This window comes from Luteibacter sp. (assembly GCF_051958795.1).
Lineage (GTDB): Bacteria > Pseudomonadota > Gammaproteobacteria > Xanthomonadales > Rhodanobacteraceae > Luteibacter.
This window is the reverse complement of record NZ_JBQCFT010000422.1, coordinates 1-6,289: the sequence shown is the minus strand read 5'-3', so window position 1 is coordinate 6,289 and position 6,289 is coordinate 1. Positions and strand designations below refer to the sequence as shown.

Annotated in this window: 10 protein-coding genes and 1 other RNA gene; 7 read left to right on the top strand and 4 right to left on the bottom strand. The window is 62.4% G+C overall.

Translation table 11 applies throughout. The features are described 5' to 3' along the window. The coding region (locus ACTHLF_RS21225; RefSeq protein WP_440330223.1) for an outer membrane protein assembly factor BamE at nucleotides 1-319 on the top strand (319 nt) is incomplete at its 5' end. An 81-nt stretch (nucleotides 320-400) separates the two neighbouring features. Here ACTHLF_RS21225 and ACTHLF_RS21220 read toward each other — a convergent pair. Together ACTHLF_RS21220 and ACTHLF_RS21215 are read right to left on the bottom strand one after the other, a co-directional pair. Then, the gene (locus ACTHLF_RS21220) at nucleotides 401-673 is read right to left on the bottom strand and encodes an RnfH family protein (protein ID WP_440330221.1); all 273 of its coding nucleotides are present in this window, start codon (nucleotides 671-673) and stop codon (nucleotides 401-403) included. Further along, nucleotides 666-1,094 (bottom strand): type II toxin-antitoxin system RatA family toxin, encoded by a 429-nt coding sequence (locus tag ACTHLF_RS21215; RefSeq protein ID WP_440330219.1) that lies wholly within the window; start codon nucleotides 1,092-1,094, stop codon nucleotides 666-668. Before ACTHLF_RS21215 ends, ACTHLF_RS21220 begins: the two co-directional genes overlap by 8 nt. Before the next feature lie 80 nt (nucleotides 1,095-1,174). Between ACTHLF_RS21215 and smpB the strand changes: the two genes are divergently transcribed. Further along, nucleotides 1,175-1,675, top strand: a complete 501-nt coding sequence (gene smpB / locus ACTHLF_RS21210) for an SsrA-binding protein SmpB (protein ID WP_440330217.1) — start codon at nucleotides 1,175-1,177, stop codon at nucleotides 1,673-1,675. A gap of 55 nt (nucleotides 1,676-1,730) precedes the next feature. Here the strand turns inward: smpB and ACTHLF_RS21205 are convergent, their stop codons facing one another. Continuing rightward, complete coding sequence (locus tag ACTHLF_RS21205; protein WP_440330215.1) at nucleotides 1,731-2,612, bottom strand: DUF3800 domain-containing protein; 882 nt, start codon at nucleotides 2,610-2,612, stop codon at nucleotides 1,731-1,733. A 303-nt stretch (nucleotides 2,613-2,915) separates the two neighbouring features. Here ACTHLF_RS21205 and ssrA point away from each other — a divergent pair. From ssrA to ACTHLF_RS21185, 4 genes are all read left to right on the top strand, one after another. Beyond that, nucleotides 2,916-3,308, top strand: a transfer-messenger RNA (tmRNA) gene (ssrA, locus tag ACTHLF_RS21200). Between the two features lie 264 nt (nucleotides 3,309-3,572). After that, on the top strand, nucleotides 3,573-3,797 hold the full coding sequence (locus tag ACTHLF_RS21195; RefSeq protein ID WP_440330213.1) for a hypothetical protein: 225 nt from the start codon (nucleotides 3,573-3,575) through the stop codon (nucleotides 3,795-3,797). A gap of 28 nt (nucleotides 3,798-3,825) precedes the next feature. Further along, on the top strand, nucleotides 3,826-4,332 hold the full coding sequence (locus tag ACTHLF_RS21190) for a methylated-DNA--[protein]-cysteine S-methyltransferase (RefSeq protein WP_440330211.1): 507 nt from the start codon (nucleotides 3,826-3,828) through the stop codon (nucleotides 4,330-4,332). A 2-nt stretch (nucleotides 4,333-4,334) separates the two neighbouring features. Next, entirely contained in the window at nucleotides 4,335-4,703 is a 369-nt protein-coding gene (locus tag ACTHLF_RS21185; RefSeq protein ID WP_440330209.1) for a hypothetical protein, read from the top strand. A 6-nt stretch (nucleotides 4,704-4,709) separates the two neighbouring features. Here the strand turns inward: ACTHLF_RS21185 and ACTHLF_RS21180 are convergent, their stop codons facing one another. Further along, nucleotides 4,710-5,618 carry a LysR family transcriptional regulator gene (locus ACTHLF_RS21180; RefSeq protein WP_440330207.1) on the bottom strand — a complete coding sequence of 303 codons (909 nt, stop codon included), beginning with the start codon at nucleotides 5,616-5,618 and terminating at the stop codon, nucleotides 4,710-4,712. Between the two features lie 132 nt (nucleotides 5,619-5,750). Between ACTHLF_RS21180 and ACTHLF_RS21175 the strand changes: the two genes are divergently transcribed. Beyond that, on the top strand, nucleotides 5,751-6,289 hold a 539-nt coding region (locus ACTHLF_RS21175; protein WP_440330205.1), incomplete at its 3' end, for a lipocalin-like domain-containing protein.

Here is a 6,289-nt window from a genome sequence, read left to right as displayed (position 1 = left end):
GGTCCTGGTCCTCCTGGGCACCCCCTCGGTCATTTCCCCGTTCGATAACGACCGCTGGGACTACGTCTCCACGTATTCGCACCGTGGCAAGCCCATGACCACGCGTACCCTCACCCTCACCTTCAACAACGACACGCTGGTGAAGACCGAGGGCGATTTCTTCAAGCAGGATGCCCAGCAGCTCCTCGAAGACTCGAAGAAATACAAGAGCAACCCGATCGAAGACGCCAAGGGCGACAAGAACACCAGCGCCAACGACAAGAAGGACGACAGCGTCATCTTCGGCGGCGGCGCCACCACGGACGACTCCAAGAAGTAACCGGCCCGGGGGCGAACCCGCCCCCGCTTGCCCTGTGGGAGCGCGCTTGCGCGCGATTGGCCCCGCCCGGACGCCCTCAGGCTACCGGGCCGCCCTCCTCCGCCGCGCCTCCATCGGATCCAGCGTCAGCGCCCGGTAAATCTCCACCCGGTCACCCGCCACCAGCACCTGCTCCGCCCCCACCTTCTTTCCGAAGATGCCCAGGCGCCCCTGGTCTGGCTGGATCCCACCGGGAAGCGTCGGCAGGGCCACCCCCACCGCCTCCCATGCCGTCGTACCTGCCGGCACCACCAGCTCGACCACCGCCTGCCCCTCGGGACCGGCGTAAGCTACTTCCACGGCCAGCTCAGCCATACTGCCGGCGCGCCTCATCGCAGAAGTCGTCGACCATCTTGTTCGCGAGCTGCTGGAAACCCATCTTGAGGACGGAGCCGCCGAGGCCGGCGTAGTCGAAATCGAGCTCCAGGGCGATCTTGCAGCCTACGTCGCCCAGGGCCTGGAAAGTGAAGACGCCATCCAGCGACCGAAACGGCCCTTCCACGAACTTCATGGTCAGCCGGTTCGGCCGCTCCATGGTGTTGCGGGTGGTGAAGTTCTGTTTCATCCCGGCGAACTTGAGGTCGAGCCGGGCGACCAGTGCGTTTTCCTCGCGCTCCACGATGGTGGCGGCGTCACACCAGTTGAAGCGCTTTGGGTATGCTTCAACGTCGTTGACCAGGTCGAACATCTGCGCGGGCGTGAAAGGCACGATCGCACTGCGGCGGATTTCAATCACTGGATAGACCTCGTCGTATTTGCCGGCTCACGGACCCGCCGGCCTCGTATCAGGGACCGATTCGGAAGATTTTAGCGGACATGGCGAAAGCGAAGATAAAGGACACGGAAAAAGAGGGCCGCGGCACGATCGCGCTGAACAAGCGCGCGCGCCACGAATACCAGATCGACCAGCGCTTCGAGTGCGGCATGGCGCTGCAGGGCTGGGAACTGAAGTCACTGCGTGCCGGCCGGATCAACTTCGGCGAGGGCTGCTACGCCATCATCGAGCACGGTGAGGTATTCCTCGTCGGCGCCCAGATCCCACCGCTGATCAGCGCCTCCACCCACGTGGTCGCCAACGACCGCCGCACCCGCAAGCTGCTCCTCCACCGCGAGGAAATCGACCGCCTCATCGGCGCGGTCGAGCGCAAGGGCTACACCCTCGTCCCTACCGCCCTGTACTGGAAGAACAACAAGGTGAAGTGCGAGATCGGCCTGGCCAAGGGCAAACAGGAGCACGACAAGCGCAACTCCGACAAGGAACGCGAGTGGGCCATCGACAAGCAGCGGGTAATGCGCTCCCACAACCGCCTGGGCTAACCGCCGTGCCCCTGTGGGAGCGCGCTTGCGCGCGATAAAACTACCCCGGCTCGCCTCAGCGAGCCGGCTTTCGGCCATGCTCAAGGCAGATCTTGCACTCACACGCCTCGGCGCGCGTGAAGTGGCGAATGCCCACCAACCGGTTGAGCTTGCGATCGAACACGGGAGAGATTCGGTCAAGCAGGCCTTCTTCGCCGTTATCGAAGAACCGGCGGATGGCGTAGGCGCATAGATCCGCCAACTGGACCATCGAGGTCAGCTCGCTGTCCACAAAAAGTGGCGTCTCCACGACCAGCTCGATGTCCTTCGCCCAAGTCGTACCGTCGCGATGGAATTTTCGCATCTGCCTCGTAAGGCGGTCGGCCATGGTCTCGTTGTTGTCCTGGACGAGCAGGCCATGGATTCCACCGACATTCTTCAGACAGGTGTTGAAGCGTGTCACGACTTGCTCGAAGGCTTCTTCGAAGTCACCCCTGCCGTCCGGCAACGAAGACTTACGCTGCGCCTCGGCGAACAGCCGCGCATCGGCCCAGGATCCGATCAGGTCTGCGAGCTCCTCAACGCAACGAGTACGCTCGGCCTTCGTCAGATGGATGTAGGCCGATGTCTTGCGGTAGTTGAGCAAGATCGCCCGCTGAGCACCCTTTGAGCGCGGCCGGGCCAGGTTCTGCGTGCGCTGTGCCACCGCGAGGCGTCGCCGATCGGCATGGTCGTAGCTCGAGAACTCGGGAATCGCCCGCTGCTCCGGGTATTCGCGCAACATCCACGCAGTGTGGATCTCGGCGTCTTCCAGACCATATCTCCGCTTTACGGCGTCGACCTGAACGTCTTTGTGCTTCCAGGCGGAAGCCAGGATGGCGAGGCCAACCAATACGAAGTGAAGCGAGGAATCGCCCGGCTCAGTCGTCCCTGATTCATCGAGATAGCAGATGTACATACCGATTCCTTCCATTGAATCCGGCGCAATAAAAAAGCGTCTGGGGCAGGGCCTAAGCCCCGCAGGAGGCGCATACGCGTCTCTGCCCAGTCGCTAGCCACAAATTCTCCGCCTCAACAGGCACCTAGTCAAGATCGGGCGCGCCGACGCGCGATGTAGGCGAAATCGTCGAAAAGTGGCTGTACGTCGGAAAATGCCTACGAGTTGAGGCTCAACTCCCCTACACGCTGAGCCACGCGAGCCCATTGTGACCCCGCCACCCCGCCCATATACTGTGTGGCGTAGGTTCACCACGTTTTCCCCGGGGATGTTTTGGTTTCGACGGGGGTAGTGCGATCTACTGGTGCATGCCGAGGGGGTAGCTTTCCTCGTTAAACCAGCTGCAAAACATATAGTTGCCAATGACAACTACTACGGTGACAACTCGGTGGCTCTCGCCGCCTAAGCTGTCCGGCCCCTAAAAAAGGCCAAACCCCCGAACCGGTCTTGTGCTCATGCTCGCCGGTGTAGGGTCACTATCATGAGACCGCCGAAAGCCTCTCCGCCTGTGGGGCTGACGCCAGATTAATCAGGTATGTCCGCCGGTGCGCTTAGCACGCCGTGCTGTCGGTGGACGAGACTTAACGGTGAGCTAAGCATGTAGATCTGGAGATTAAACGCCTTCGGACGCGGGTTCGACTCCCGCCATCTCCACCATCAAAAGGACAAGCCCCGGCGGGAAACCTCCGGGGCTTTTTCTTGGGCTCGACAGCCGCCGCGAGCCGGTCTCGCCAACCCCGGAGAACGCGCACCGCGCGTACGTACATCCCGGTGTGGCTGGGACAATATGCCTCGATGCATCGGAATGGGTTCCGAGTAACATGACGTCGAGCATGCAGCATCATTCGTGCATGGCCTGCCCTGACGCCTCCCCATTGCCCTTACGTCAGGTAGCGACACGTCATTGCCTGGAAACATATCGTGGACTGGGTCCCCGTAGCTTTCATCACCTTCAAGGTGCTCGTGTTCGGCACGGGCATGTTCTTCGCCATCAAATGGCATCACGATCAAGGGAAGAAGGGACGCCAGACCGAGCGGCGCGCGATGCTACGCACGCTTGGCAAGGCGGCCGCCATTTTCGTGCCGACGCTTGCTCTCCTGCTGTTCGTCACCTTCGCCGTTGCCAAGCATCTCGGTTTGACTTGACCACCGCTAGAGCGCCATCTCGTCGACCATGCCCTACGTCTACAAAGCGCTCCCATCACCTGTCGGCACCCTGAAGCTCGTCGCAAGCGAACAGGGGTTGGTGGCGATCCTTTGGGAAAACGATACGCCTCGCCGCGTTCCGCTGCCGCACGCTGAAAAAGCGGACGACCATCCGGTGCTCAACGAAGCCGCTCGCCAACTTGACGAGTACTTTTCCGGCGAGCGACGCGTCTTCGACCTCACGCTCGATTTCCACGGCACGGCCTTCCAGAAGGACGTCTGGGCCGAGTTGCTCCGCGTGCCCTTTGGCGAAACCCGCTCGTACGCTCAAATTGCCGAATCCATCGGTAGGCCGACCGCTTCGCGCGCAGTGGGCGCGGCGAACGGGCGCAATCCGATATCCATCGTGGCTCCCTGCCATCGGATCATCGGTACGAACGGCAGCCTCACGGGCTTCGCTGGTGGCCTTGAGGCAAAAACCTGGTTGCTGACGCTGGAAGGTTCACTGGTTCCAGCGAACCACCGGAACACGTGAGCATGTTCAAGAACCTGATCCCCAAGATCTTCTACGACCACATGCAGGACGGCCTGGATTTCTTCGTCGACGGGCTTGGGTTCGAAGTCCTGTACCGCGACGACAACCTGGCCGTCATCGCCCGCGACGGCGCGAAGGCATACATCGTGGAAAGCCCGGAGTTCGCAGCAAAAGACCGGCCGGAACTCAGTATCGACACCGATGATGTCGACGGCATATTCAAGGAGCTATCCCAGCGCGTCCCGCACCTGCTGCATCCCAACTCGAAGCGTCCCGAGCTAAAGCCCTGGGGTTCCCGTGAGTTCGCGATGCTGGACAAGACCACGGTCTGCGTGGTCTTCCGTGAATGGCCAGAGGCAAAGACCGCGTAATCAAGCTCACCCCATCAGCTCTGTCGCATCCCCCGACATCGCCACGCGCATCTCCGCCTGCAGGAACTCCACGAAGCGCCTCACCCGCGGTGGCTGGAACGTGTTTGGGTGGTATACAGCATGGATAGGCGCCGGCGCCGACCAGGCCGGTGCATTGACCAGCACCAACCTCCCCTCGCGGACGTCCTTCGCCACGGCCCATAGCTGTCGATAGGCGAAGCCACGCCCAAGTACGGCCCAGGTGCGGATGACTTCGCTGTCGGAGCATTCGTGGTAGCGGAGCATGCGCACCGTCGCATCGCCAAGCCGCCATTCATTGCGCGGCCCTGCCTTGGTGGTAATCACAAGGGCGGGAAGATGGGCAAGATCATCAGCGCTTCCGGGCAAGCCATGCTCGGAAATACACGACGGCGAAGCGCACACCACCCGCCAGCTATCGGCGAGATGGCGCGCCACCAGGTCCGTGTCTTCCAGCGACCCCACACGGATCGCCACATCGACATCATCCGGGACAAAGCGCGACAGTGAATCCGAAAGCGTCAGCACGACGCGCACCCCAGGGTTCAGCTGCATGAAGCGATCAAGGATGTACACCAGCAGGTTGCGCCCCATGTCCGAAGGCGCAGACACGCGCAGCGTTCCACTCACGCTCTCGGTGCCACTGCGGACAACCCGTTCCGCCTCGCGCATCGTCTCGATCGCGATCCGGCAGGAAGCGACGTAGGCCCGCCCTTCATCCGTCAGCCGGAGCTGTCGCGTGGTGCGTTCGAACAGGCGTGCGCCGAGCGCCGCTTCGATCCGCTGGACGCAGGCACTGGCCGCCGCGGGCGAGAGGCCGGCGCGTCGGCCAGCGGACGACAGGCTGCCTAGGTCCGCCGCATCGACGAGTAGCTGCATATCGCTCAGACGGTTCATCACCCTGCCCCAGGCCAGCCAGTCGGCCGGATCATCTTCAAATCCGATTTGAAGGTCAATAAAGGACGAGGCCCATTATCAAATTGCGGCGCAAGCCACAGGATCGGGGCACCCCAACCTCGAGGCACCACCATGTCGCACTTCACCCTGCCGCTACTCGCTTCCGCCCTGGCCATGGCACTCATCGCACCCGAAGCCATCGCCGCGCCGGCGGCGCCCCCCGGGCCAACGATGGCCATGGGCACCGCGCAGGTCCCGAAGGAGCTCGTCGGCACCTGGACGCTGGTCCGCTGCGACAACGTCTACCCGGACGGCCGCCGCGTCGAACTCTATGGCCCATCACCCGAAGGCATGTGGCTGATCGACGAACACGGGGATTACATGATGCAGATCGTCAGGGCGAAACGCATGCCGTTCGCCGTGAACGACAAATCGAAAGGCACGCCCGAGGAGTACAAGGCGGCATCGATGGACTTCAACGCCCACTACGGCCACGTCAGCGCCGACGCGCATACGATGCACAGCCAGATCCTGCGCGCCTCGTTTCCCAACTGGGATGGCAAGGGCGGCGATAGCGCCTATACGCTGAAAAACGATGAGCTGACCTACATTGTGGCGAAGCCGTCGAGCGGTGCGGCCGAAGGCGCGCACGGCGAGGTCGTCTGGCGTCG